The sequence below is a fragment of the Streptomyces sp. NPDC037389 genome, from assembly GCF_040636475.1.
GTDB classification, from domain to species: Bacteria; Actinomycetota; Actinomycetes; order Streptomycetales; family Streptomycetaceae; genus Streptomyces; species Streptomyces hesseae.
On sequence record NZ_JBEZUS010000002.1, the window covers coordinates 54131 to 80250 of the forward strand.

General features: G+C 71.8%; 22 protein-coding genes, 1 tRNA gene and 1 pseudogene. 14 read left to right on the forward strand and 10 right to left on the reverse strand.

Annotated features, from left to right (window positions below; genetic code table 11):
• The 4 genes from AB0E98_RS03800 to AB0E98_RS03815 all read right to left on the reverse strand — a co-directional run bounded on the left by AB0E98_RS03800 (nucleotide 1) and on the right by AB0E98_RS03815 (nucleotide 2030).
• Nucleotides 1-876, reverse strand: coding sequence for an HEXXH motif-containing putative peptide modification protein (locus AB0E98_RS03800; protein WP_361698265.1), 876 nt, complete (start codon nucleotides 874-876; stop codon nucleotides 1-3).
• Nucleotides 877-965: 89 nt separating this feature from the next.
• Nucleotides 966-1139, reverse strand: coding sequence for a hypothetical protein (locus tag AB0E98_RS03805; RefSeq protein ID WP_361698267.1), 174 nt, complete (start codon nucleotides 1137-1139; stop codon nucleotides 966-968).
• A gap of 175 nt (nucleotides 1140-1314) precedes the next feature.
• Nucleotides 1315-1653 (reverse strand): hypothetical protein, encoded by a 339-nt coding sequence (locus AB0E98_RS03810; RefSeq protein ID WP_361698269.1) that lies wholly within the window; start codon nucleotides 1651-1653, stop codon nucleotides 1315-1317.
• Between the two features lie 26 nt (nucleotides 1654-1679).
• Nucleotides 1680-2030, reverse strand: coding sequence for a hypothetical protein (locus tag AB0E98_RS03815; RefSeq protein WP_361698271.1), 351 nt, complete (start codon nucleotides 2028-2030; stop codon nucleotides 1680-1682).
• A gap of 622 nt (nucleotides 2031-2652) precedes the next feature.
• Here AB0E98_RS03815 and AB0E98_RS03820 point away from each other — a divergent pair.
• From AB0E98_RS03820 to AB0E98_RS03830, 3 genes are all read left to right on the forward strand, one after another.
• On the forward strand, nucleotides 2653-3129 hold the full coding sequence (locus AB0E98_RS03820) for a hypothetical protein (RefSeq protein WP_361698273.1): 477 nt from the start codon (nucleotides 2653-2655) through the stop codon (nucleotides 3127-3129).
• An 18-nt stretch (nucleotides 3130-3147) separates the two neighbouring features.
• Complete coding sequence (locus AB0E98_RS03825; RefSeq protein WP_361698275.1) at nucleotides 3148-3741, forward strand: HD domain-containing protein; 594 nt, start codon at nucleotides 3148-3150, stop codon at nucleotides 3739-3741.
• A gap of 453 nt (nucleotides 3742-4194) precedes the next feature.
• Nucleotides 4195-4584: a hypothetical protein gene (locus tag AB0E98_RS03830; protein WP_361698277.1), complete on the forward strand. Its 390-nt coding sequence runs from the start codon at nucleotides 4195-4197 to the stop codon at nucleotides 4582-4584.
• Between the two features lie 147 nt (nucleotides 4585-4731).
• Here AB0E98_RS03830 and AB0E98_RS03835 read toward each other — a convergent pair.
• Nucleotides 4732-4819, reverse strand: a tRNA-Leu gene (locus tag AB0E98_RS03835).
• Nucleotides 4820-4925: 106 nt separating this feature from the next.
• Here AB0E98_RS03835 and AB0E98_RS03840 point away from each other — a divergent pair.
• Both AB0E98_RS03840 and fdhD read left to right on the forward strand, forming a co-directional pair.
• Entirely contained in the window at nucleotides 4926-6287 is a 1362-nt protein-coding gene (locus AB0E98_RS03840; protein ID WP_361698279.1) for a DUF2254 domain-containing protein, read from the forward strand.
• Between the two features lie 55 nt (nucleotides 6288-6342).
• On the forward strand, nucleotides 6343-7173 hold the full coding sequence (fdhD, locus tag AB0E98_RS03845) for a formate dehydrogenase accessory sulfurtransferase FdhD (RefSeq protein ID WP_361698281.1): 831 nt from the start codon (nucleotides 6343-6345) through the stop codon (nucleotides 7171-7173).
• A 43-nt stretch (nucleotides 7174-7216) separates the two neighbouring features.
• Here fdhD and AB0E98_RS03850 read toward each other — a convergent pair whose 3' ends face one another.
• Entirely contained in the window at nucleotides 7217-9694 is a 2478-nt protein-coding gene (locus tag AB0E98_RS03850) for a GTPase-associated protein 1-related protein (protein ID WP_361698283.1), read from the reverse strand.
• A 205-nt stretch (nucleotides 9695-9899) separates the two neighbouring features.
• Nucleotides 9900-10394: a MarR family winged helix-turn-helix transcriptional regulator gene (locus tag AB0E98_RS03855; protein WP_361698285.1), complete on the reverse strand. Its 495-nt coding sequence runs from the start codon at nucleotides 10392-10394 to the stop codon at nucleotides 9900-9902.
• Nucleotides 10395-10506: 112 nt separating this feature from the next.
• On the opposite strand from AB0E98_RS03855, the gene AB0E98_RS03860 reads away from it, so the two are divergent.
• Together AB0E98_RS03860 and AB0E98_RS03865 are read left to right on the forward strand one after the other, a co-directional pair.
• Nucleotides 10507-11439 carry a zinc-binding dehydrogenase gene (locus tag AB0E98_RS03860; protein ID WP_361698287.1) on the forward strand — a complete coding sequence of 311 codons (933 nt, stop codon included), beginning with the start codon at nucleotides 10507-10509 and terminating at the stop codon, nucleotides 11437-11439.
• 251 nt (nucleotides 11440-11690) lie between these two features.
• The gene (locus AB0E98_RS03865) at nucleotides 11691-13520 is read left to right on the forward strand and encodes a sialidase family protein (protein WP_361699312.1); all 1830 of its coding nucleotides are present in this window, start codon (nucleotides 11691-11693) and stop codon (nucleotides 13518-13520) included.
• Nucleotides 13521-13570: 50 nt separating this feature from the next.
• On the opposite strand, the gene AB0E98_RS03870 is transcribed toward AB0E98_RS03865, so the two are convergent.
• A complete protein-coding gene (locus AB0E98_RS03870) occupies nucleotides 13571-14629 on the reverse strand; it encodes a bile acid:sodium symporter family protein (protein WP_361698289.1) in 1059 nt (352 codons plus the stop codon).
• A gap of 86 nt (nucleotides 14630-14715) precedes the next feature.
• On the opposite strand from AB0E98_RS03870, the gene AB0E98_RS03875 reads away from it, so the two are divergent.
• The 3 genes from AB0E98_RS03875 (at nucleotide 14716) to AB0E98_RS03885 (ending at nucleotide 18582) form a co-directional block, all read left to right on the forward strand.
• Complete coding sequence (locus AB0E98_RS03875) at nucleotides 14716-15648, forward strand: LysR family transcriptional regulator (protein WP_361698291.1); 933 nt, start codon at nucleotides 14716-14718, stop codon at nucleotides 15646-15648.
• 138 nt (nucleotides 15649-15786) lie between these two features.
• Nucleotides 15787-17613 (forward strand): AMP-dependent synthetase/ligase, encoded by a 1827-nt coding sequence (locus tag AB0E98_RS03880; RefSeq protein WP_361698293.1) that lies wholly within the window; start codon nucleotides 15787-15789, stop codon nucleotides 17611-17613.
• 126 nt (nucleotides 17614-17739) lie between these two features.
• Nucleotides 17740-18582, forward strand: coding sequence for an aldo/keto reductase (locus tag AB0E98_RS03885; RefSeq protein ID WP_361698295.1), 843 nt, complete (start codon nucleotides 17740-17742; stop codon nucleotides 18580-18582).
• A gap of 48 nt (nucleotides 18583-18630) precedes the next feature.
• Here the strand turns inward: AB0E98_RS03885 and AB0E98_RS03890 are convergent, their stop codons facing one another.
• Nucleotides 18631-18936: a 4a-hydroxytetrahydrobiopterin dehydratase gene (locus AB0E98_RS03890; RefSeq protein ID WP_361698297.1), complete on the reverse strand. Its 306-nt coding sequence runs from the start codon at nucleotides 18934-18936 to the stop codon at nucleotides 18631-18633.
• 175 nt (nucleotides 18937-19111) lie between these two features.
• Between AB0E98_RS03890 and AB0E98_RS03895 the strand changes: the two genes are divergently transcribed.
• The 3 genes and pseudogenes from AB0E98_RS03895 to AB0E98_RS03905 all read left to right on the forward strand — a co-directional run bounded on the left by AB0E98_RS03895 (nucleotide 19112) and on the right by AB0E98_RS03905 (nucleotide 22799).
• Nucleotides 19112-20908 (forward strand): FAD-dependent oxidoreductase, encoded by a 1797-nt coding sequence (locus tag AB0E98_RS03895; protein WP_361698299.1) that lies wholly within the window; start codon nucleotides 19112-19114, stop codon nucleotides 20906-20908.
• A gap of 135 nt (nucleotides 20909-21043) precedes the next feature.
• Nucleotides 21044-21703 (forward strand): annotated as a pseudogene (locus AB0E98_RS03900) (alpha/beta fold hydrolase); the annotation flags it as partial.
• Between the two features lie 91 nt (nucleotides 21704-21794).
• Complete coding sequence (locus tag AB0E98_RS03905) at nucleotides 21795-22799, forward strand: HAMP domain-containing sensor histidine kinase (protein WP_361698301.1); 1005 nt, start codon at nucleotides 21795-21797, stop codon at nucleotides 22797-22799.
• 126 nt (nucleotides 22800-22925) lie between these two features.
• On the opposite strand, the gene AB0E98_RS03910 is transcribed toward AB0E98_RS03905, so the two are convergent.
• Nucleotides 22926-25280, reverse strand: a complete 2355-nt coding sequence (locus tag AB0E98_RS03910; RefSeq protein WP_361698303.1) for a collagenase — start codon at nucleotides 25278-25280, stop codon at nucleotides 22926-22928.
• Nucleotides 25281-25445: 165 nt separating this feature from the next.
• Here AB0E98_RS03910 and AB0E98_RS03915 point away from each other — a divergent pair, with 165 nt between their 5' ends.
• A complete protein-coding gene (locus tag AB0E98_RS03915) occupies nucleotides 25446-26027 on the forward strand; it encodes a helix-turn-helix domain-containing protein (RefSeq protein ID WP_361698305.1) in 582 nt (193 codons plus the stop codon).
• Nucleotides 26028-26120 lie beyond the last annotated feature (93 nt).

Sequence of the window (26120 nt, forward strand, 5' to 3'; positions counted from 1 at the left end):
TCAGGCGGCGGCCGGCCGGTAGCCCGCGAAGCCGGAGCTGCTGAGGGCGTGGGCCACCTGGTCGAGATCGATCGGGTCCGTCTTGGCCCACGCGGACATCTCGTCCAGCAGCATCTGACTGTACGGCGTGCAGACCTCGCGCAAGGTCTGCATGTCCTCGCAGGCGTCGCGGAGTGAGGCCGTGTACTTGAGCACGAGGTCGTTCTTGCCCTGGCTGTACTCCATGAACATGAGCGGCACAGCGGCGGCCGCCGCGTGGAAGGCAGCGTGCAGCGGGCGTTTCTGCCCGATCTTGACGGCGGATAGGGCCCGGTACTGCTCCTCTTCGAGGGTCTCGGGCGGGAGCCTGAACATGCGGTTGACCGCGTCCAGGATGAAGAGGGCGGTGTGTAGGCCTTCGTGCACGAGGCACATGGCGTAGTCCAGGACCTGCCAGTTGGCGGCCGGGCTCATGAGTACCACGCCGGGCATCCTGTTGGCGCTCCCCCCGCCGTCCACGCCGCTGTTGAACACGACGACGTCGGTCACTACGAGGTCGACCAGTCGGGCGAGGTCCGGGTGAATGCCGCGGATGAGCTCTACGGCCTCCCGGATGGAGCTGTCCCAGGCTTCGCGGGTCGGGCCAGCCGACGGGGTCGACGGGCCCACGATGTTCGCGAAGACACCGTTGTCCCGGCAGTGAGCGGCCCACCCGCCATCTTCGTAGGAGATGGCGAATCCTTCGGGCTTGGCCGGGAGCGCTTCGGGGCGGAGGGTGTTGATCGCTGCCACGTACGCGTTGCGAAGGTCATCCGCGCCGTTGGGGTACCTGCCGTTAATCGCGTGGGCGAAGCGGGCGGTGCTCTCGTAGAGATGGCCCACGTTGAGCAGATGCATGGCCTCTTCCTTCCGTGCGGGTTAATGACGTGCGCCCGGAGCGGCAATACCACTCCGGGCGCACTGGGACTCAGCGGGGAGCGGGCCGACTACTGGTTGGAGTCGGTCCAGCCGCCCATCATCACGACGTGCCCGGACTGCTGGGACGCCTCGATGCGCTGACGAACGGCGGACGCCACGTCGGCCGGGTCGGCCTGGACGGCCGACACGAGGTCGGTCAAGGCTCCGCTGGAGGTGGCCGCCTGGGCCAGGATTTCACTCATCGTGCTCTCCTCATCTGTTGGGGTGACGCACTTGCTGACCCGTCTGATCGCAAATCCGTACCTTCATACGACCGGACGGGCGCGATTCCCGCTTCTGCCGGGGGATATGTAAGAGGCACGTCACCCGTGGCCATCCGGCGAGGCGGAGCTTTTTGGGGGGCTGGCTGGGCTGTCCTTACGGCGAGCGGAAGTCCTCTCGGGCTTTCTCTCGACGAGCCACGGCTTCCTTGAGGCGCTGTAGGCCGCGCTCAGCGAACTCGGGGGTGTACTGCTCAGGCCAACATGTCGCCTGGTGCGGGGCGCGAAGGCTGTCGAGCCGCCGGTACAGCTCCCGGTTCCGCACATGGCGGTGCCAGGCTTCTTCGATCGCGTATGCGGCCCGTCGCAATTGCTGACCGAGTGTCGGCCGAGGCGGGAAGAGGATCCTCTGCATGTTGCGCTCGTAGTTCGACAGCGGCTCGCGGGGGCGCCGCCGTCCGATCAGGCGCGGCTGTCTCACCAGGCCGTCACGCACCCTAGGCTTCCTCACGGCGCGTTCTGCTACCGCTTGGCTTCGGCGGCCCTCTGGACCGACGTTGTGGCCGACCCATAACGGTGCTGCTCGGTGATCCCTCCGAAACTGGTGACGAAGACACGCCGGCCCATCACATCGGCCTCAGAGGAGTGCCGCAGCGACGAAGTGGTCAGGGGTGCGCCCTGGTGGAGGGTGCGCCTCTCGAGGAGCCGGCACAGGCCCATGTACGCCAGGTCGAGCTTCACCACTTTGCGCATGTAGTTGACGATCTTCCGGTGCGTGGCCAGGGGATCCAGTGGTGTGAGGCCAAGGACGGTGCACGCCGTACCGCTGTCCTCGACGACCTTCCGCCAGTCGGCATGAACAGGGGGGGACATGCACGCGCAGGTGTGTCCCGTCGAGGTTGAGCATGGGCCTGCTGGTCCTTTTACCCAGAAGTAGCCGGGGTCCGGCGTCCTGGAGCGTTTCCCGGGCCGGGTGCAGGCCCAGGGCGGTTCCCAGCTCTCGCATGTCGTGGGCGATGGTGTCCGGCCACTTGCCAATATGAGGGCCGGGGCCTTTCTGGACCTGAAACGGCGCTTACCGGTTCTCGGAGCAGACCGGGACGTCGCCCGGCTCCTTCGAGCTGCGATGGACGCTGACCGCATCGTCGGCGCGGCCCTGGACCCGCCTCAGCGCGCTGACCGACATCCCCTCGCGGAATGGGTCCACACCCGCACAACCGCCCACATGATCGCTTGGGCAGTAAACGGAACGCCTCCGCCGTTAATCGGAAGCAGGCCTTTGCCCACCCGTCGCGGTGCGGTTCCAGCAGCCCCTCGACTACCTGTCCGAGAGAGAGCCGTCCTGTTCGCCCAGCTTCGCGACACCGCCGAGGCCGCGCACAGAGCGGGAGACAGTGCCCCACTACTACGCCGTCAGGCGCTCTATCTCACCTCGTACGACCGCAGCCTTGACGCCCCTGCCTGGACATCTCACGCCCTGCACAGTCGGCGTGGCGTGCTGGCTGTCCGAGGGTGGTCCCAGCACTGGGCGGAGGCCCGCTCCATCGCCGCCGCCCTCGCTCGACAGGGCGACCAACAGCCGCTACTCGACTTCATCGACCGTTCCCTAGTGGACGACGACGCAGCCGAGGCTGCGAACTTGAACTACTGGGCTTACTGGCTTGGCGCTGCCCACGGACCGCAGACGGACGATGGCTTCATGCTTGATCGCAGGCTGACCGACTGGGACCCTCTGACACTTCTGCGTCTCCTCGTTCAAGGGCTTGATGAAGCCCCAACATACGTCGAGCTATACGCGCACTCGCTGTGGGCACTCTTTACGGCCTGTCCTTGGCTGCCGCAGGCCGCGCCAACGCTCGCCGCCGGCCTACACGAGCGCACCGAACGCATCCTTGACGGTGGTGGTGTTTCGGCAAGATCTCGACAGGAGCTCGGAGCCGTGACATACCGTCTACGCGAATACGGCAACTGACGAACCGGAGGGCACCACATGGCCGACGAGACCGAGCACGCCAAGGGCACCGCAGGCTTCCTGCTGGAGATGGGCATGCTGAAGCGGGCCAAGAGGAGCGGGTGGTGGATCGCCGGAGTCAAGGACCCGGAGACCATCGCCGAACACAGCTTCCGGGTCGCCCTCATCGGCTCGGTCCTGGCCATGATGGAAGGGGCCGACCCGGCGAAGACGGCCCTCCTGGGCCTGTGGCACGACACGCAGGAGACTCGGGTAGGGGACATCCCGCACATCGGCCGGCGGTACCTCGATGCGGCGTCGAACGAGAAGGTCACCGCAGACCAAGTTTCCGCGGCACACCCCGCCGTCCGGGCTGCTGCGCAACGCATCGTAAGCGAGTATGAAAACGGCGACTCGCTGGAAGTGGTTTGCGCGCACGACGCCGACAAGCTTGAGTGCCTTATCCAGGCTGTCGAGTATCGCGAGCAGGGGTACAAGAACGTTGGACCCTGGATCGACAGCAGCATCTCGAAGCTCAAGACCGCGTCGGCCCAGGCCCTTGCTGAAGAAGCCCTGCGAATGACTTCCGTGGAGTGGCAGCAGACCTATCTCCCTGGACAAGTCGACATCTGAGAGGTCCACGAGAAGGCCAAGTAGTCCGAACCCATCAACAGACCCCTCCTTGAAGAGGGGGCTTTCTCATGCCTTGATTAGTTATATAGGACCGCCTCACAAATAACGTAGGTGTGACCCGGGCGGCTTGGTGACACCCATGGGTCGATCTGTGGCCGAGGTCACCAACCTGTGGTCGTTTTGCAGCCCTCGACTGGCTCGCCGGCCCAGGATCCCCGGCGAAACTGCCGCAAGCTTCCCCACCTCAAGTGCCTCTCATGCCCGTGTCGACGTGAAATACTCCCGGGAATTTTCGAAGTAGGGAATCTTCATACCCGTACACGGCCGGAAAGAGGCACCCCGAGGGCCCGGGAGACGCGCCGTCAATGGCTTCGTTCGCGATGGTGGACGATCTCAACCGCCCCAACCTCGTATGCGGCGACTTCAAACCGTCGCAGCGAGACTTTGGGGTGGATGTGGCCGCTCATCAACTGGAACGAGAGTTCGATCAAGCTCAGGTATGTCGTGATCGAAGAGGGCAACTCGTACCGATCGCGGAAGCTGACCAAGGATGGTGAGGCCGACGCGATCATCTACGTGGATCAGACCCTGCTGAACGTCCTGTGGTGGCTGCATGAGCGCCAGCGGTACGAGAAGGAGAACCCCGTGGAGGCGAGCGCGAACGCAAGGCACCACTCGGCGGGCTACACCCTCACTCACTACGGCAGGCGTCGCAAGGAGGGGGCCAAGAAGCTGGCCGCCTCAAGCACCAGCCGGATCGGCCTTGCTGATCCTCGGGTCGTCGGGCTCATGGGTCACGTCACTGATCCAAGGGTCGCCAGCCTCATGGAACAGACTGCCTGATGCAGGCCCCTCGTCCGGTCTGGTCCCGTGGACAGTCACGCCGCCGGTCACGAGAAGTCCCGAATCCTACTGGTCACGCACTGGTCGCGCCGACGCGTCAACCGATCCAGGAAAACAGAAAAACCCCAGGTCAACTGGGGTCTCTGCTGGTGTCCGAGGGGGGACTTGAACCCCCACGCCCGATAAAGGGCACTAGCACCTCAAGCTAGCGCGTCTGCCATTCCGCCACCCGGACCAGGTGTTTGTCTCTGCGGGGCGTTCCCCGCGGCGACATGGATAACTCTATCAAGGTTTCGGAGTGCCTTTCACCAGGGATTTCGTCCGGAGCATAGGGTCCGTACATGGGCAATCCGGGACACCCTCCCCGCTTCCCCGCGCCCGGTGGCGCTTCCCGGCGCTCGCCGCGGCCGTTGTCGCCGTTGCGGGAGCATCTGCGGGACACCTTCTGGTTCGCCCCGACCGCGGGGCTGGTGGGGGCCGTCCTGCTCGGCATGGGTGTGCTGGAGCTGGACAGGCTGCTCGTCGACGCCCTGCGGGAACAGCAGGCGTACGACGACATCGCCTCGCTGATCGCGGTCGCCGACGACCTGAAGACGATCATCACGACGGTGGGCTCGGCGATGCTCACCTTCATCGGTGTGGTCTTCTCGATCTCGCTGGTCGCCCTCCAGATGGCCAGTGGCCAGATGACGCCCCGCGTCGTGCGGCTGTATGTCCGCAGCCGGATCACCAAGTGCACGTTCACGGTGTTCCTGGCGACGTTCCTGTTCTCGCTGCTGGTGCAGGCGGCGTACGAGTCGAATGACGATCCCCGGACGATCACCACGGTGCCGGTGATCTCCGCCTCGGTGTGCGGGCTGCTGGTGCTGCTGAGCCTGGCGCTGTTCGTCGCCTATGTGAACTCCACGCTGCGGCTGATGCGGGTGAGCCATGTCATCGACCGGATCACCCGGGAGTCGTTCCGGGTGGTCGACAGGCACGCGGTGGCGGAGGCCGGGCCGCCGGAGCTGCCGGCGGCCGGGGGTGAGGTGGTGCACCGGGGACGGGCGGGGGTGCTGCGGGACGTGCACATCGCGCGGCTGGTGCGGGTGGCACGGCGGCACGGGGTGGTGCTGCGGCTGATCCCGCGCATCGGGGACTTCGTGGTGCCCGGGACGCCGCTGCTGACCGTGCACGGGGGTGCGCCGCCGCCCGCGCGGGCGCTGCGGTACACGGTGTCGGTCGGGGTGGAGCGCACGTTTCACCAGGACCTGGGGTTCGGGCTGCGGCAGCTGTCGGACATCGCCCAGCGGGCCCTGTCCCCCGCCGTCAACGACCCGACGACCGCCGTCGCCTGCCTGGACCGGATCACCCAGTTCCTGGCCGCCGTCGCCGTGCGGCCGCTGGGGGCACTGCACCACCGCGACCGCCGGGGCCGGGTGCGGCTGGTGCGGGACCTGCCGGGGTGGACGGACCTCGTCGACCTCGGCTTCGCCGAGATCCGCGGCTGCGCCACCCGCAGCCCACAGGTCACCCGCCGTCTCATGGCCGCCCTCGACGACCTGCGGCTGCTGGCCCCCGAGGGCCGGCGGACGCCGCTGGAGCGGCACCGTACGCTCCTGATCCACGCCGTGGAGCGCACGGTGCTGGAATCGGCGGACCGGGCGTTCGCGCTGCGGCCCGACCGGCAGGGGGTCGGCAGGTCGGCGCCCGGCGACGCGTGAGAGCGTTGCCCGGGACTGTTGACATCGCCGTATCCGACCGTGGGGGCTGATCGATTTGGGACGGGTGACCGCACGCCGCCGCGTGGTACGGGTCCGCGACGGGGCCGTGAACACCCGCCCGGACACCCTGGTGGCGGAGGAGCCGCTGGAGATCCGGCTGAACGGCAAACCGCTGGCCATCACCATGCGCACCCCGGGCGACGACTTCGACCTCGCCGCCGGCTTCCTCGTCAGCGAGGGCGTCCTGGGCCGTGCGGACGAGCTGGCGAACATCGTCTACTGCGCCGGGGCGACCGCCGACGGCGGCAACACCTACAACGTCGTGGACGTCCGGCTGGCCCCCGGCGTCCCCGTCCCCGACATCGCCCTCGAACGCAACGTCTACACCACCTCCTCCTGCGGCCTGTGCGGCAAGGCCAGCCTGGACGCGGTGCGCACCACCGCCCGCTGGCCGGTCACCGACGGCCCGGCGCCGCTGCGGCTCGCGCCGGAACTGCTCTTCGCGCTCCCCGACCGGTTGCGCGAGACCCAGCGCGTCTTCGACCGCACCGGCGGGCTGCACGCGGCGGCCCTCTTCTCGCCCGACGGCGATCTCCTGGACGTCCGCGAGGACGTGGGCCGGCACAACGCCGTCGACAAGCTCGTGGGTGCCGCGCTGCGCCAGGGGCTGCTGCCACTGGCCGGGAACGTGCTGATGGTCTCCGGGCGCGCATCCTTCGAGCTGGCGCAAAAGGCCGTCATGGCCGGGATACCGGTCCTGGCGGCGGTCTCGGCGCCGTCGTCGCTCGCCGTGGACCTGGCGGCCGAGACGGGGATGACGCTGATCGGGTTCCTGCGGGGCTCGTCGATGAACATCTACGCCGGGGAGCAGCGCGTGGCGCTGTGAGGGTTATCGGAGGGCCGTCCGCTTCGGGCGGCGTTCGTTCCCGCTAGGCGCGGGGCGGGCGGGCCCGCCAGCGGCCGCTGAGTCTGCCGAGCACCCCGAAGCGGTCCCACTCGTGGAACATCTCCGCCCACGGGCCGCCGACCTGCCGCAGACAGCGGCGGATCTCCTCGACGTCCTCGGTGGACATCCTGCGCACCTCGGGCCGCAGCACCGAGTTGAGCAGCTCGGCGCGGATCTCGTCCCAGACCGGGCTGACGTCGGGGGCGGTGTGCCAGGCGACGAAGCAGACGGCGGCGTAGGTGGGGGTGCGGCGCAGCAGGTCGCGCACCTCGTCGCCCTGGGCCTCGCGGGCGTAGGCGTACAGCAGGTACTCGTCCTCGGCGAGGACGAGGTCGGGCAGCTCGCCGGGGGCCGGGGGCGGGTCCATGCACAGCAGGTGGCGCGCGAGGACGTCGCCGAGCCGTTCCTCGATGCCGGCCTCGAGCGGCTCGGCCTGCCGGCGCAGGCTCACCACGCGCGCGGCGCAGCCGGGCAGGGCGGCGCCGCCGATCAGGTCCCCGGCCTGTTCGAGGAGGAGCAGGGCGGCGTGCTCGCGCGGCGGGAGCTCGGTGCCGTCGCCGAGGACGCTCTTGAGGAGGGTCTTGGCCAGGCGCGGCGCCACGGGGTCGTCGGGGGTGCCGGTGAGCGCCGCCCGGACGAAGGGCCCGTCCAGGCCCGCAGCGTGGACGGCGCCCGGTGCGATGCCCTCCAGCAGGACGACGGCCTCCAGGGTGCCGAGCGGTTCGTCGCCCCAGACCAGGCGGTAGGCCGTGCGCAGGACGGACGGCGTGCCCTGGTGCTCGGGCCCGGCGGTCTTCACCAGGGCGTGCAGCAGGGCCGGGCGGTCCTCGTAGTCGGCGTACTGGCTGGTGGGGTCGTCGGCCTCGTACCCGCCCGGCGGGCCGTCCTCGGGCCCGCCGTCGTGGGCGGTGCCGCCGCCCGCTGCGCGCTCGGACCGCCGCAGGGCGCACATCGGCATGGCGGCGGCCATCCGGAGGTGGGGGCGCCCGGCGAGGTCGGCGCGGGGGAGCTCGGCGGCGAGGAGGCGGGTGATGGGGCGGGGGTCGTCGGTGGCGGCGGTGTGGTCGAGGGAGTCGAGCACGGCGGTGCGCAGCCGGGGGTGGGTGTCGAGGGCGGCCCGTACGACCTTGCGGTCCGGGGAGGTCTCGTCGAGCAGGGCGGCGGTCAGCCGGGCGGTGAGCACGGGCAGGACGGCCTCGTGCTCGACGCGCAGGGCCTCGGCGAGGCGCAGGAGCGTGAGGAAGCGGACGAGGGGGGTGTCGGGCGAGTCGGCCGCTCGTGCCAGCTCCGACCGCAGGTCGCGTCTGAGGGGGGCGGTGGCCGACCGGCAGGAGGGCGCGGAGAACTCCTCGGTGAGGGAGGCGAGGACCGTCCACTCCTCGGGCGTGCGGTCGGTGCCCCCGGCGGCGAGGGTGGCGAGCAGCCGGGCCCGCAGGGCGGTGTCGAGGCTGTCGCCGGGCGCGTGGCCACGGGCCCAGCGGGCGGCGGCCGTACGGCCGTGCGAGTCGAGGGGGATGCCCTCGCGGGCCGCGAGGGCGGCGAGCCGGTCGGACTCGTCGCCGGGGCCGCGCCCGCCCCCGAGGCCCAGGGGGACGCCCGTACGGCGCGTGGCCTCGGCGAACAGCGCGGGCTGGCCCGCCAGCCAGATCCGGGCCGCGACGGACGCCCACAGGTCCCGCTCCGCGCGAGCGGGGCTGGAGGGGCCGCCGGTGCAGTCGTGGACACGGTAGCGGTGCTGGGCGGAGGCGGAGACGTGGTCGAAGTCGGCGTCGGGGAAGGCGCAGACGATCTGCTGCCGGGCGAGCATGGGGTGCCGGGTGTAGGTGGTGAAGGTGAGCCGGTCGGCGAGGTCGCGCGGCAGCACGGCGCTGGCGACGGCGACCCAGTACGCCGTGGCGGCGCTGTCCCGCTCGATGACGAGGAGCTGCTGGGCGTCGGGGGTGCGGAAGAGGGTCCGGACGTCGGCGAGGAAGGGTTCGAGGCGGTCGGCGCGGGCGCGGACGAAGTCGAGCAGCCCTTGTTTGTCGATGCGCCGGGCGGGGACGAAGCCGGCCAGCGGCTCGGGGGAGCCGCCCTCGGGGGTGCGGTCGGACCAGGAGGGGGACTCCCAGGCCTCGATGGGCAGCAGGCCGCCGGGTAGCCGGGCGCCCTCGGGCAGCCGCACGGCGTGGGCGTGGAAATTGCCGTGCCGGCCGCCGCGCCCGGGGCCGGTGCGTACGGTGCGGCAGAGCAGCCGGCTGCCGTCGGAGAGACGGTTGTGGCTGAACGCCACGGGGAAGTCGGCGAGTTCCTCGGTGGAGGGGCAGTCGGGGGCGTCGTGGGGCGGTTCGTAGCCGATGAGCTGCTCCGCCTCCCCCAGCAGGGTGATGGGCAGTTCGGGGCTGGCGGCGGTGAAGCGGAAGCCGGAGCCGTCGGGGGCCGTGGTGGCGGTGGAGGTGTAGTGCAGCTGCTGGAGATTCACCTGACACCTCGTCTCGCCTCGGCCCACTTGTATATGTTCTCCAGCCCTGTGTAACGGGTGGTCGGCCCGGACGGGCCGTCGCCACGCCTCTGACTTCCCACCGTCGCCCCACTTGCGGGTGACATCCCACCAGATCCGGGGCGTCGGCGCCCGGGCTTTGGCGGGAAGTTCAGCCGGCGCCTCATCCGCTGCCTCAGCCGCTGCCTCAGCCGACGTCCGGCGGGGAGCCCGGCGGGGTGTCCGCCACGACGCGGGAGAGGAGGGCCAGGAAGAGCTCGCGCTCGGCGGGGGTGAGGGCGGCGAGAAGGGCCTCGTTCGCCTCGTCGCCGAGTCTGGTGAGGCGGGCGAGCCGACGGCGGCCGGCGGGGGTGAGCGCGATGGCGTTCTTCCGGCGGTCGGCGGGGTCGGGGGCCCGGGTGATCAGCTCTTGGGCCTGGAGGTCGTTGAGGATGCCGACCATGTCCTTGGGGTCGAAGCCGGTGGTGCGGCCGAGCTCGGCCTGGGCGACGGGGCCGAGGTCGGCGACGGCGGAGAGCACGGCGTGGTGCGGCATGCGCATGCCGTCCTGGGCGAGCGCCTCGGCCACGAGGCGGCGGCCGCGCGCCGAGGCGCGGTTGAGCAGCCAGCTGGGGAGGGCCTGGATACGGGGGAGGGCGGGCTCGTCGCCTGCCGTGCCTGCCGCGTCTGCCATGTCTGCCATGGGACGAGCCTAACCGAAACCGTTGGACTTCCCAATGAAGTCGTGTAACGTAGGGACCACCAACGTTGGGGGTTCCAATGAATTCCCCGGCCTGACTGTGCGGAGGTGCGTCATGCGACGTGTCCGGTATGCCGAGACCGGTGGCCCCGAGGTCCTGCGGGTCGAGGAGATGGCCGTGCCCGTCCCGGGGCCCGGCGAGGTGCTGGTGCGCACCGAGGCGATCGGCCTCACACTGCCCGTCGTCCGCAAGGTCCGCGAGGGCGGGCTGCCGCTGCCGACGGGCCCGGGCGGCGAGGTGGCCGGGGAGATCGCGGCCGTCGGCGCGGGGGTGACCGGCTTCGCCGTCGGCGACCGGGTGACGGGGCTGTGCTTCACCGACGCCTTCGCCGATTTCGCCCTCGTCCATGCGGCGATGCTCTCGTCCGTCCCCGAGGGCGCGAGCGCGGCCGATGCCGTCGCGCTGGTGCGGTGCGGGCTGGTCGCCCTGGGGGCGTACGAGGCGGCGCGGCCGGCGGCCGGCGAGTCGGTGCTGGTGACGGCGGCGGCCGGGGGCTCCGGGCACCTGGCGGTGCAGATCGCCAAGGCGCGCGGGGCCGGCCGGGTGGTCGCGGCGGTGAGCTCGGCCGACAAGGCGGAGTTCGCGCGGTCGCTGGGCGCGGACGAGGTGGTGACGTACGGGGACGAGTCCTGGGGCGACCCGGTGGACATCGTGCTGGACGCGGTCGGCGGCGAGCTGCTCTCCCCCGCCATCGCCGCCCTCGCGCCGGGCGGCCGGATCGTAGCCTACAGCTCGGGCGGCGGGACGATCGAGGCGTACGACCTGCTGGTGGGGGCGAAATCGGCCATCGGCTTCCAGATGGCCCTCATAGCCCGTGGACGGCCCGAGCTGATGGAGCGATGGCGGCGGGAGCTGTGGGAGCTGTTCGCGGCGGGGCGGATCCGGCCCCGGGTGGACTCCGTGCTGCCCCTGGAGGACGTGGCGAAGGCTTTCGGGATCATCGAATCGCGCGCCAATCGCGGCAAGGTGATTCTGCGACCCGTGTGAGCGTATATGCCGTCCGGTCCTTGTGAGAGGAAGGCCCGCCCCGTACGTTGACCCACCGGACACGTGGGGCCTCGACGGCCTTGACGCGAAAGGGACGGGCCATGGCGGCGCATCCTTCCTCCCCCGGCGACAGACCCCCGGCGACCGCCCCGGCCGCCTCCCCCTCCCCTTTCCGTTTCCGCTCCCCTTTCCGATTCCGCTTCCGTGCCGCTGCCGTGTTCGTCCTCTCCGGCGCGTTGCTCGCTCTCGCCCTGGGGCCCGGGGCGGCCGGGGCGACGGAGGATCCGGTCGGCCCGGGGCGAGCCGGGTTCGACGAGCGGGTTCTCTTCCGGGCCGACCAGGACCCCGGCTACGCCTGCTACCGCATCCCGGCCATCGTCACCACCACCCGTGGCACCCTCCTCGCCTTCGCCGAAGGGAGAAAGGACAACTGCGGTGACGCCACCGACATCGATCTCGTGCTCAAACGGTCCACCGACGGGGGCCGCAGCTGGGGGCCGCTCCAGATCGTCGACCCGGGCCTGGGCGACACCCATGGCAACCCCGCCCCGGTCGTGGACCGCCGGACCGGCCGGATCGTCCTGGCCACCACCTACAACGAGGGCCGTGAGGACGCCGCGAACTGCGATGTGCCCTGCGACCGCACCCCCCACCTCCAGTACAGCGACGACGACGGCGCCGGCTGGTCGTGGCCGCGCGACCTCACCGAGGAGATCCGGCCCCCCGGCTGGAACTCCTGGTACGCCACCGGCCCCGGGCACGGCGTCCAGCTCGGCCACGGTCCCCACGAAGGGCGGCTGGTCATCGGCCTCAACGCGGAGAGCCACGACGGCACGCGTACCTCCGCCAACCACGCGGCGCTCGCCCTCAGCGACGACGGCGGGGCCCACTGGCGGCTGGGGGCGGTCGACACCTACCCCGTCGCGGCCGACCGGACGTACCGTCAGAAGCCCTCCGAGCTGACGCTCGCCGAGCGGAGCGACGGCGCGGTCTACGCCGGCGGGCGCGAGCAGGACGGCACGGAGCCGGGCAACCGGGACGACGCCGTGAGCGGGGACGGCGGGGAGAGCTTCGACGCGCCGTTCCGGCCCCTGCCCGACCTCTACTCCCCCATGGTGCAGGGGGCGGTGATCCCGCTGCGGCCCGGGCGCTGGCTGTTCTCGGCACCGGCCGACCCCGACCGCCGCCGCACGATGACCATCCGCTCCTCCTACGACGAGGGACGCACCTGGGAGAGCGCCGAACGGGGGCGGCGGGTCACCTCCGACTGGTCCGGCTACTCCGACATGACGGTCATCGGGCAGGACACGACCGGTCTGCTCTACGAGGCGGGCAAGGCCGACGCACACCAGGAGATCCGCTTCGCGCGGTTCACCGAGGAGTGGCTCGGCCCCCGGCGCGGCCCGGACCCGACGACACCGGACCGGGCACCCGGCGGCACCGGCGCGTACGTCCTCGGGGGCGCCCGTCCGGTGGGGGGCCGGTTCGGGGGCGGGCTGGGCTTCGACGGGACGGACTCCGCCGTGCGCCTGCCCTACCGGACCGCACTGCCCCTGGGCACCCGGGACTTCACGGCGACCCTGTGGTTCCGCTACCGGGCGGCGGCGGTCAAGGGCGAGCAACCCCTGCTGTGGATGGGCGGGGTCGGCGGGGCACCCCAGGTGGCGCTGCGCGGGGAGCCCGGCACCGGCCGGATCGTCGGCCAGGTGACGGCGCTGCCGCCCGGCCCGGGCCCGTCCCGTACGGCGACGGTGCGGTCGACGGGCGCGTACGGCGACGGGCGCTGGCACCACGCGGCCCTGCGGCGGGCGAGCGGCCTGCTGGCCCTCACCGTGGACGGCGTGTCGGTATCGGTGCCGGACGTCCCGGGATCGGTGAGCCGCAACTCGACGTTCGGGGTGCACCTGGGGCAGAAGCCGGACGCCCGCGCGTTCCTGACGGGTGATCTGGACGAGGTCCGGGTCTACCGCAGGGCCCTGACCGACGGAGAGCTGGCGGCCGTACGCGGCCGCAACGCTCCGGTCGGCCACCGGGACGCGGTGCTATGGCTGCCGCTGGACCGGATCGACCGCGCCCCGTAAGGGGCGCGGGGAACTGCGCGACCAGCCCCCACCGGCCCGCAGCGGAACGCTCAGGCCCCGCCCCGCGCGGTGGCCGATTCGGTCGCCGACCCCGCCGACCCCGCCGACCCCGGCGACCGGGTGAGCGCCGGTTCCGCCGGATGGGCAACCGGCCGGCGGGCGAACCGCTTCGCCAGCACCGCGCCCACCATCAGCTGAAGCTGGTGGAAGAGCATCAGCGGCAGGACGGCCAGGCTCGCCTGGACGCCGAAGAGGACGGTGGCCATCGGCAGCCCGCTCGCGAGGCTCTTCTTCGAGCCGGCGAAGGTGATGGCGATCCGGTCCTCGCGGCCGAAGCCGAGCCCCCGCGAGCCGAAGGTGGTGAGGATCAGCATCACGGCCAGCAGGACGGCCTCGACGCCCACCAGCACCACCAGCCGCCACGGCGACACCTGCTGCCAGACGCCACGCACCATGCCCGCGCTGAAGGCCACATAGACCACGAGGAGGATGGAGCCCCGGTCGACCAGCCCCAGCACCTGGCGGTGCCGGGTCAGGAAGCCGCCGATCCAGCGGCGCAGCAGCTGCCCGGCCAGGAAGGGCACCAGCAGGCGCAGCACCACCGACAGCAGCGAGTCCAGTGAGACCCCGGCGCCGCTGCCGCCCAGCAGCAGGGCCGCCAGCAGCGGTGTGAGGACGATGCCGGCGAGGCTGGAGAAGGTGCCCGCGCAGATCGCCGCCGCCACATTGCCGCGCGCCAGCGAGGTGAAGGCGATCGAGGACTGGACGGTGGAAGGTGTCAGGCACAGGAAGAGCAGCCCGGTGTAGAGCTCCGGGGGCAGGACGTGCGGGACGAGTCCCCGGGCGGCGAGGCCCAGCAGCGGGAAGGCCAGGAACGTACAGGCGAGGACCGTCAGGTGCAGCCGCCAGTGGCGCAGCCCGTCCATCGCCTCACGGGTGGAGAGCTTGGCGCCGTAGAGGAAGAACAGCAGCGCCACAGCGCCCGTGGAGGCCTCGCCGGCGAAGGTCGCGGCCGGGCCGCGCACCGGCAGGAGCATCGCGAGCAGCACCGTGCCCAGCAGCGCGGCTATATAGGGGTCGACGGGGAGGCGGGAGAGAAGACGGCGCATGCGTCCACCCTGTCCCGCCCCATGCCCATCGGGAACCCCGTACACCACTCTGACTGTTATCACGAATGCCGATAAGCTCAGATGCCATGTTCGATCCCGCGCAGTTGCGTACGTTCCTGGCCGTTGCCCAGACCCTGAGCTTCACCCAGGCCGCGCAGCGGCTGGGGGTGCGGCAGTCGACGGTCAGCCAGCAGGTGCGCCGGCTGGAGGACGCCGCCGGGCGGCAGCTGTTCTCCCGGGACACCCACAGCGTGCGGCTCACCGAGGACGGCGAGGCGATGCTCGGTTTCGCCCGGACGATCCTGGAGGCCCACGAGCGCGCCGCGCACTGGTTCGCGGGGGCGCGGCCCCGGGGGCGGCTGCGCTTCGGGGCGTCGGAGGACTTCGTGCTGACCCGGCTGCCCGAGCTCCTGGAGGGTTTCCGGCGCCACCATCCCGAGGTGGACCTGGAGCTGACCGTGGATCTGTCCGGGCATCTGATGAAGCGGCTCGCGGCCGGGCGTCTCGATCTCGTCCTGGCCAAACGGCACCCGGCCGACGAGCCCATGCCGGCGGGCCCCGGGGCCGACGGGCCCGGCACCGGCCCGGACCCCGACGAGCCTCCCGGCCGGCTGGTCTGGCGCGACCGGCTCGTGTGGATCGGCGCCGAGGGCACCCGCCCCGACCCGCGCCGCCCACTGCCGCTGGTGCTCCTCCCGCCCCCGGCGGTGACCCGCGCCCGGGCCCTGGAGGTGCTGGAGCGGCACGGTCGAGCCTGGCGGGTGACCTGCACCAGCGGCAGTCTCAACGGTCTGGTGGCCGCCACCCGGGCCGGGCTCGGGGTGATGGCCCACGCCCAGGGGATGATCCCGCCGGGGCTCGTCCGTCTCCCGGCCGGCGCCGGGCTGCCGGATCTCGGCGCGATGGACATCGTCCTGCTGCACGGCGCGGGCGCCCGGCGGGACGGGCCGGTGCGCGACAGCGCGGAGGCCCTCGCGGACGCGATCCTGGCGGCGGGCGACCGGCTGCACTCGGGGTGACCGGAACCGCTGACGACCGGCTGCACTCCGGGTGACCGGAACCGCTCCGGAATGGTTCATGCCGGTACGGGACCGGGTACGGTCACGGCGCTGTGCCACGTCCGCGAGGACTGTGCCACGTCCGCGAGGAGCGAGAGGTTGCGCGAGTTCACCGTGCCGTCCCTGGTGACGGCGCCCCCTGTCGGAGGGCTGGCGGACGTCGTCTTCGACCATGCCGCCGAGGATCCGGACCGGGTGGCGCTGAGCCGGGCCGAGGGCGGCGCGTGGCGGGACGTGACCGCGGCCGCCTTCCGGGACGAGGTGCTGGCGCTGGCCAAGGGCCTGCTCGCCCAGGGCGTCCGGTTCGGCGACCGGGTGGCCGTCATGTCCCGCACCCGCTACGAGTGGACGCTGTTCGACTTCGCGCTGTGGAGCGTCGGTGCCCAGCCCGTGCCGGTGTATCCCACCTCCTCCCCCGACCAGGTCCTCGGGATGCTGTACGACGCGGAGGTCACCGCCTGCGTCGTCGAGCACGAGGACCACGCGATGACCATCGGCTCCGTCATCGACCGCCTCCCCCGGCTCACCCGCCTCTGGCAGCTCGACGCGGGCGCGGTCGACGAGCTCACCGAGGCCGGGGCCCGTATCCGCGACGAGGTCGTCCACCGGCACCGGATGGCGCTCACCCCCCGCTCCCCCGCGACGGTCGTCTACACCTCGGGCTCCACCGGCCGCCCCCGGGGCTGTGTGCTCACCCACGGCAATTTCATGGCCGAGAGCGACAACGTCCTCCGCCGCTACGAACGGGTCTTCCGCTCCCGCCCCGGCGAGCAGGCGTCCACCCTCCTCTTCCTCCCCCTCGCCCATGTCTTCGGCCGTATGGCGCAGGTCGCCGCGGTCCGCGGCCGGGTCAGGCTGGGCCATCAGCCCCGGCTGACCGCCGCCGCCCTCCTGCCCGACCTCCGGGCCTTCCGCCCGACGTTCGTGCTCGCCGTGCCCTATGTCTTCGAGAGCCTCTTCGCCGCCGCCCGGCGCGCCGCCGAGCGGGAGGGCCGGAGCGGGCCGTTCGAGAAGGCCGTCGACGTCGCGGTGCGCTACGCGCGGGCGGTGGAGGCCCGGGCCTTCGGCACCGGGCCGGGTCCCGGCACCGCGCTGCGCGTCCAGCACCAGGTCTTCGACAGGCTCGTCTACTCCAGGCTGCGCGAGCAGCTCGGCGGCCGGGTGCGGTACGCGATGTCGGGCGGCTCGGCGCTGGAGCGGCGCCTGGGGCTGTTCTTCGCCGGGGCCGGGATGACCGTGCTGGAGGGGTACGGGCTGACGGAGACCACCGGCGCCGCCGTCGCCAACCCACCCGAGCGGGCCCGATTCGGGACCGTGGGCCGGCCCGTGCCCGGCACGAGCGTGCGGATAGCCGACGACGGCGAGGTGCTGCTCCGCGGCGAGCAGGTGTTCGCGGGCTATCTGGGGGACGAGCGCGCCACCGTCTCCGTACTCCGGGACGGCTGGCTGGCCACCGGCGACCTGGGGGCGCTGGACGAGGACGGCTATCTGACGATCACCGGACGGAAGAAGGAGATCCTGGTGACCTCCGGGGGCAAGAGCGTCTCGCCCCTCGCCCTGGAGGAGCGGGTGCGCGCCCACCCGCTGGTCGCCCAGTGCGTCGTGGTCGGCAACGACCGCCCGTACGTCGGCGCGCTCGTCACCCTGGACCGGGAGGGGGTGGCGCACTGGCTGGCCATGCGGGAGCCGCCCCGGCCCACCACCCTGGCCGAACTGGTGCACGATCCCGAGCTGGAGGCCGAGATCCGGCGGGCCGTGGTGGCCGCCAACACCCTCGTCTCCCAGGCCGAGTCCATCCGCGCCTTCCGGATCCTGCCCGGCCTCTTCACCGAGGAGCAGGGGCTGCTGACACCGACCCGCAAGCTGCGGCGCAAGGCCATAGAGAAGACCTACGCCGGCGAGGTGGAGGCGCTCTACTCCCCCTGACGCCTCGATCCGCTCCCCCCTCGACGCGTTGATGACGTCCCCTTGATGGCGGGAGCGGGAATGCGGCCGACGACGTTCCGGTTGACCCTGGAGCAAGTGCATTCGCGAACGTAAGGATCGACTGCTGTGAGCAAGGTCCCCACCATCACCCTGAACAACGGCGTCGAGATGCCCCAGCTGGGCTTCGGCGTGTGGCAGGTCGCCGACGACGAGGCGACCGCCGCCGTCTCGACCGCCCTCGAAGCGGGGTACCGCAGCATCGACACCGCCGCCATCTACGAGAACGAGACGGGCACCGGCAAGGCGCTCGCCACCTCCGGCATCGCCCGTGACGAGCTGTTCGTCACCACCAAGCTGTGGAACAGCGCGAACGAGACGTGGACGCGCGACAGCGTGCTGCGGGAGTTCGACGCCTCCCTGGCCAAGCTGGGCCTCGACTACGTCGACCTCTACCTCATCCACTGGCCCCGGGCCATGCGCGAGGACTATGTGACGATCTGGCGCGCCTTCGCGGAGATCGCCGAGAGCGGCCGCGCCAAGGCGGTCGGCGTGTCCAACTTCCACGCGCCCCAGCTGGAGCGCGTCATCGCCGAGACCTCGCTGGTCCCGGCCGTCAACCAGGTCGAGCTGCACCCCAACTTCCCGCAGACCGAGCTGCGTGCCGTCCACGCGCGCCACGGCATCGCCACCGAGGCCTGGTCCCCGCTGGGCCAGGGCCGTGGCCTGCTGGAGGAGCCGGTCCTCGCCCGGATCGGCGCCAAGCACGGCAAGTCGGCCGCCCAGGTCGTGCTGCGCTGGCACCTCCAGGTGGGCAACGTCGCCATCCCGAAGTCGGTGACGCCGTCCCGCATCCAGGAGAACTTCGACGTCTTCGGCTTTGAACTGGACGCCGACGACCTCGCGGCGATCTCCGGCCTCGACACCGGCACCCGGCTCGGCCCCAACCCGGACGAGTTCGACTGGAGCTGACCCGTCCGTCCGGTCCCGCGGGGCGCGCGAGCCCCGCGGGACCGGTCGTCAGCGCGCCCCGTGCCCCGGGGCGACCGCCTCGATCCTGCGGGCCAGCTCCACGTCCAGTCCGGTGACCTTGCCGCCCACGCTGTGGGTGTTGACCGCGACGGTCACGGTGTTGTAGCCGAGCGTCAGATCGGAGTGGTGGTTCAACTCCTCCTGGATCTGGGCGATGTGAACGACCATCGCCGCCGCCTGGAAGTGCCCGTCGAAGGAGTAGCGGCGGGTGATCCGGTCACCGTCCGTGGACCAGCCGGGGAGCTCCTGGAGGCGAACCTCCACGTCCTTCTGCGAGAGCGGTTCGACTGCCATCGCACATCCCTTCGTCCTCGTCGTCCCACCAGCGTCCCACGAGGCGGCAGCGCTTTCACGCCAATGTGCGGCGGATGGCACGGACGCGTCGGCGGCACCCTTCCGGGACCCGAGGGACTCTCTTATGCTCCTGCGCCGGACATGACACGTTACCGGGGTGGCAGGGGGCTGTGGCATGGCGGAACACGCACGCAATCGCACACGCAGAGGGTTCATCGGCGGCGCGGCGGCCGTCACGGCGACGGCGGCGCTCACCGGGACGGCCCACGCCGCGCCCCGGCCGACCGACGGAACCGTCCGCAGGGGGAGCGCGGGGCGGCGCGTCGCCGTCCTCGGGGGCGGTGTCGCCGGGCTCACGGCCGCCCATGAACTGGCCGAGCGCGGCTTCGAAGTAACGGTCTACGAGCGCAAGTCCGCGCTCGGCGGCAAGGCGCGCAGCATGGACGTGCCCGACAGTGCGAAGGGCGGGCGCAAGCCCCTGCCCGGCGAGCACGGCTTCCGTTTCATCCCGGGCTTCTACCGCAATCTCCCCGACACCCTGCGCCGCATCCCGTTCAAGGGCAACAAGAACGGCTGCCACGACAACCTCGTGCCCTCCAGCGAGGTCATGCTGGCGCGCACGGGCGGCCGTGAGGACATCCGCATCCCCTTCGCCACCGTCGGCACCCTCCCCCCGGTCCTCACCCCGGACGCGCTGCTGCGCGCGCTGACGGCCTACTGCGAGACGTTGTCCCGGCTGCGAGCGCATGAGATCGCGTATTTCGCGAACCGGCTGCTGGTCTGGTTCACCAGCAGCGAGCGCCGCCGGCTGGAGTCCTGGGAGCGCGTCCCGTGGCTGGAGTTCACCGGGGCCGCGCGGATGTCGGCCGACTACCGGCAGCTGCTGGCCATCGGCATCACCCGCAACATCGTCGCGACCAAGGCCGAGATCGCCAGCACCCGGACCGTCGCGACCTGCGTCGAGGCCTTCCTCTACAACGCGCTGGGCCGGGGCGCCGACGGCGAGCCCGACCGGGTCCTCGACGCACCCACCAACGAGGCGTGGATCGACCCGTGGATCGCCCATCTGCGCTCGCTGGGCGTCGTGTTCCACACCGGCCGGTCCGTGCGGGACCTGCGGCTGGAGGGCGGGCGGATCACCGAGGCCCTGGTCGAGGACGCGAGCGGCGCCCGGCAGGCGGTGACCGCCGACCACTTCGTCTCCGCGATGCCGGTCGAGCACGCCCGGCTGACCTGGAACGAGAGCGTCCGGGCGGCCGACCCCCGGCTGGCGCACTGCGACAGGCTCAAGACGGACTGGATGACGGGCATCCAGTTCTATCTCACCGAACCCACCCCGATCGTCCACGGCCACATCAACCACATCGACACGCCCTGGTCGATCACATCCGTCAGCCAGGCCCAGTACTGGCGCGGCCGGGACTTCCGGGCCGACTACGGGGACGGCACGGTCGCGGACTGCCTCTCCGTGGACGTCTCCGAATGGGAGCGGCCCGGCATCCTCTACGGCAAGCCCGCCAAGCGCTGTACCCGCGAGGAGGTCGCCCGCGAGGTCTGGGCCCAGATGAAGGCCGGGCTCAACGACACCGGGCGCACGGTGCTGCGCGACGCGACGCTCCACTCGTGGTTCCTGGACCCGGCCGTGGAGCTGGACGGCACCCACGCGAACAACGACGAACAGCTCTTCATCCACCCCACCGGCACCTGGTACGACCGCCCGGAGGCCCGCACCGCCATCCCCAATCTCTTCCTCGCCGGGGACTACGTGGCCGTCGACATCGACCTGGCCACCATGGAGGGCGCCAACACCGCCGCGCGCACCGCCGTCAACGCCCTCCTCGACGAGACCGGCTCCCGCGCCGAGCGCTGCTCCGTCATCCCCCTCTACCGGGCGCCGGAGCTGGAGCCGCTCCGGCGGCAGGACGAGCTCCGGCACCGGCTGGGCCTGCGCAACGTCTTCGACCTGGGCTGACGGTTCTCACACCCTTGCTTCTCGCACTCTCGGTTCTTACACGCTCGGTTCTTACACGCTTTTGCCGTCGCTCTGCCGTGGCCGCGAAATACGCCCGGCAACGTTGTGCCCGCACCCGATACAGAGGAGAGGGCGATGACGTACAAGAGCACGGCCCGGCGCGTGGGTCTGGCGGTGAGCACGACGGCGGTGCTGGCCTCGGTGCTGCCGACGGCGGCCGCCACCGCCTCCGCACCCGAGGGCGGCCGGGCGGCCGCGCCGACATCCGGCTGGTGCCCGGCCGTGGACGGGCACCAGGTCGACTGCGGCCGGCTGGACCGTCCGCTCGTCGCGGGGAAGCCGGAGCTCGGCGAGGTCGGGGTGAGTTACGCGGTCGTACGCCACAGTGCGCTCGGTCCCGCCAAGGGCACCGTCGCCGTCAACCCGGGCGGCCCCGGCGAGACCGCCATCGAAAAGGCCGAGGCGTTCGCCGGGGGCCTGGAGGGCCTGCTGAAGGACCACGACCTGCTGCTCGTCGACCCGCGCGGCACCGGGGCCTCGGAGCCGGTCCCGTGCGGTGTCACGGACGCCGAGTACCGCTTCGGCACACGAACCCAGCAGCGGGCGGCGGTCGAGCGGTGTGCGAAGAACCTCGGCCCCAAGATCGCCGGTTACACCTCGGCGGCCACCGCCGACGACATCGACGCGATCCGCGACCGCCTCGGAGTGGAGAAGCTCAGCCTGTACGGGCTGTCCTACGGCACCTACCTGATGCCGGTGTACGCCTCCCGCCACCCCGAGCACGTACGCGACATCGTCCTGTCCGGGGACGAGCCGCGCGGACGTCGTCGTCTCCGGTACCGAGTACGGCACCCTGACCAGGCCCCTGCCCGGAGGCGGGGCGGTCATGGTCGGCCAGAGCTACGAGGGCGCCGCGCGCGTCGACGGCCGGTTCCTGTGGCGGATCTCCTGGACGACCGCGGCCGCCATCGGCCTCGCGGCGCTCCTCGGCTGGCTCGTCCTGGGGCGGATCCTGCGGCCGGTCCGCCGGCTGGCCGACGCCACCGCGCGCATCACCACCACGCGGGACCTCGCCACACCGCTGCCGCCCGCCGGATCGGACGAGATCGGCCGGCTGACGCGCAGCTTCGAGCACATGCTCGCCGCGCTGCGCCGCTCCCGCGCCCAGCAGCAGCGGCTGGTCCAGGACGCCAGCCACGAGCTGCGGACGCCGCTCACCTCGGTGCGCGGGAGCGCCGAGCTGCTCCAACGGGCGCGCGGCAGGCTCGCCCCCGAGGACGAGGAGCAGATCCTCACCACCCTGGTCACCGAGACCACGGCCCTCGACGACCTGGTGCGCGAGCTCGTCGAGCTGGCCACCGACCGCCACACGGACGAGGAGCCCGAGGCCGTCGACCTGGCCGTGGTCGCGGAGGACAGCGCGCGGCGCTGCCGCCTGCGGACCGGGCGGGTCGTCCTCGTCGTCGAGGACGACGCGAACCCCCCGGTGCCGGTGCGCGCCCGGCCGCGCGCCCTCCAGCGGTGCGTCGACAACCTGCTGAGCAACGCGGTGAGGTTCAGCCCCGAGGGCACGCCGGTCGCCGTGCGCGTCGGCGGGGGCAGGCTGGCCGTACGGGACCGGGGCCCGGGCATCGCGCCCGGCGAGGAGCACGCCGTCTTCGACCGCTTCTACCGCGGCCCCCGCACCCAGGCCACGCCCGGCTCCGGCCTGGGTCTGGCCATCGTGCACGACATCGTCACGGCGGACGCCGGAACGGTCTTCGCCGCCACGGCGGACGGCGGCGGCGCGGAGGTCGGCTTCGTTCTTCCGCCCCACGATCAGGACGGCGCGAACGGCCCGTCGGCACGCGGGCGTTCCCGCGGAGCCGCGCGGGTCGTGGCCAGGCCGTGACGCAACGGTCTCCCGGACCCGAGTGCGCGGGTCCGGGAGACCGTCCGTCCTCACCTTGCCCCAGGAGGGGCGGGGTCCGCGACGACCTCGGAGGTCATGGGCGCGTCGGCGGACCCGGAAGGGGTCTCAGGGCCGCAGCGGGCCCTCGCAGGTGAAGCCGGCGGTGCCCGCCGTGCCGTCGGACCAGATGTCGACGGAACCGAAGGAGCAGTTCATGTCGGCGAGGTTGTTGGCGGCCGGGGCCGCGCGGCCGAGGATGAAGTAGTCCACGGTGCCGGACATGTCCCTGAAGACCCGGTCGGGGCTGCCGGAGTCCGAGAGGTTGGCGGTGATCCGGCCCGTGCAGGTGAAGCGCGGCTTGCCGGTGGTGTCGCCGTTCCCGGCGCAGTCCGGGGTGATCCCGGTGGCGCTCGCGAAGGCCGCGCCGACCCGGTCGGCGGCGGCGTGGGTCAGCGAGCCCACGGGGGTGTAGTGGGTGTCGGGGACGTAGAGGTGGTCGACGTCGCGGATCTGCTCGTCGAGGAAGGCGTCGTACTCGCGCTGGATCGCGGCGTCCCGGCCCATGCGGGTGCGCCAGGCGTCGAAGCCCTTGGGGTCGTCGGCGCGCTCGTATCCGTACATCTCCCGCAGCAGTGCGGGGTGTTCGCGCCACAGGAACTCGAAGAACGTGCCCGCGTAGTTGTAGAAGCGGAAGCCGTCGCCGTCGTAGGTGGCGTGGAGGAACCGGTCGACGGTCATCCGGGGCTTGCCGCCGGCGGTGTCGGCGATGATGCCCTTGACCAGGGACTTGCGGACCTTGATGCCCTCGTCCCGGGTGGCTCCGTCGAAGAACTCGGCGGTGCCCTCGTCCATGGCGGTGGTCAGGTCGCCCTGGTACCAGGGACCTTCGCCGAACATGCCGGGGACGGCCCAGCGGCCGTTGAGGTAGTGGGTGTACTCGTGACGGAAGAGCTCCTCAAGGGTGAGAGAGGAGTCCTGGGGGACGCGGCGCTGGTAGGTGTAGAAGGTGGCGCCCTGTTCGATGTAGACGCCGCCGTTGTTGGTGCCCATGCCGGTCAGGAGGGGGTGCAGCACCTCGTAGTCGGCGCGTGAGGCGTAGAGGTGGATGTGGAGGGTGGCGTTGGGGTCGCCGGTCAGCGGGACGTCGGTGCCGAGCACCCGGAAGAACTGGGCCTTGACCTGCTTGCTGGCGTAGTAGAGCTGGTCGACGGTGGCCTGGTCGAGGGCGGTGCGGACCTCGATGCCGCCCTTGTCGTAGGTGTAGGTGCGCGGGAAGACCCGGGCCTCTATCTGGGGCTTGCAGACGTTGTAGGGCGCGCACGCCTCATAGGTGTTGAGCCAGGAGGCGAGGGAGGCCCAGGGAGCGCTGAGGTCGCCGAAGTCGGTCTCGGCGGTCTTCAGCAGCGCGCCGAGGTCGGCGGTGATCGCGGGGCGCAGGCCGTCGATCTGGCCGAAGCGCCCGTACTCGCTCAGGGCGTCGCGGACGGTCCAGGCGTTGGCCGTGCCCTTGAGGTGGGTGTGGCCGGAGAAGGCGCGGAAGGCGGCGCGGTAGCCGGGGGCGGCGGCCACGGCCTGGTGGAAAGCGGTGTCCTTGTTGCCGGGGTAGACGCCGAGGTAGTTGACGGTGAGGGCGGCGAGGGCGGCGCCGCCCCAGGCGGGGTCGGCGGCGGTGGTCCGGCCGGGGCCCATGGTGGCCAGCACCTTGGGGACGAGGCCGAGTTGATGCCGGCGCAGGCCGGGCGCACTGCCGGCGGTGAGGGCCTCGCGCAGGGTCTCGGCGTTCTGCCGGGTGGGGTCGAAGGTGCGGTCGGCGGTGCCGTACGCGTCCGTGGCGCGGCGCATGGCGTCGACGGTCGCGGGGTCGGTGAGGTCGATCTCGTCGTGGGAGAAGTCGTGGTAGACGGCGGCGTGGAGGTAGGTGAAGAGCTCCAGGAGGTGGCTCGCGTCGTCGCCGGTGTGCCGGGGGGCGAGCTCGGCGGCGCGCCGGGCGACGGCCTGGACGTGGGCGCGGGAGAGGACGGGCACGAGGCGGGCGTCCCAGGTCCAGATCAGGCCGCGCAGACAGCCGTCCGCGGTGACGGCGGGGTCGGTGAGGAAGTCGGCGAGCTGGTCGGGTCCGAGCCGGGTGATGCCGTCGAGGGTGCAGGGGACGGAGCCGCGCAGGGCCGGGCCGGCGGTGGGTCTGCCGGGGTTGCCGGGTCTGCTTTGCGCGAGGTCGCCGGGTATCCGGCCGGGTTCGCCGCGCTCGCCGCCGGGGACGGGGGTGCGGGTGGTCCGCTGGGGCGGGGCGGCGAGCCGGTCGACGTCGTCGCGGGGGTCGTGGACCGGGGCCGTACCGGTGGCGGTCCCGGAGGCGGACGTGGGGGGCGGGGCGGATGGGCGGGCGGGCCCGGCCTGGGCGGCCTGAGCCGTCGGCAGGGCGAGAGCGGCCGCCAGGGCGGCGGCCAACAGCCCTTTGCGCACTGTGCGTAGCGCGTACACCGGCTCTCCTCAGGGGGGTTGATGTTGCGTCAGCTACGAGGTGATGCGCGCCGTACCATAGTAATGTGACATTTCACTGACAACCCATAAGGCCGCGGATGGACGAACTCTTGACCGACCGTTGATTCTTGACCGGTCGTTCTCGATACGCCTAGGATCGACGACGTGGCCAGGACCAAGGAATTCGATCCGGACGCCGCCCTCCAGTCGGCCCTTGAGCTGTTCTGGGAGCGCGGCTACGAGGCGACGTCGATGGCGGACCTCGTGGAGCGCCTCGGCATCGCCCGGGCGAGCCTCTACGCGACGTTCGGCGGCAAGCACGACCTCTACCTCAAGGCCCTGGCGCGCTACGGCGAGCAGCGGAACCCGCGCATCGTGGCGGAGCTGTCCCAGCCGGGCCCGGCCCTGCCGGCCGTCCGCGCCCTGGTGCGCCGCTTCGCGGACGAGGCGGCCGGCGACACGCCGCGGCGCGGCTGCTTCGTGACCAATACGGCCGTCGAGCTGGGCCCGCGCGACACGGCCGCCGCGCGCCGGGTCGAGGAGGCCTGGCACCACATGGAGACGGCGCTGACCTCGGCCCTGATACGCGCCGCCGCCCAGGGCGAACTCCCCGGGGACCGCGACCCGGTGGCGCTCGCCCGGATGCTCCTGGTCTTCCTCCAGGGCCTGCGCGTGGTCGGCCGGCTCGACACCGGGCCGACCCTGCCCCGGGACGCCGCCGAGCAGGTACTGACCCTGCTGGACTGACGCCGCGAGGAGCGCTCTCCCCGCTCCCCAGGCCCGCTTTTATGCCCAAATTCAAGACCGATCGTTCTTTTATCTTTGTTTCTGTTATCCCGA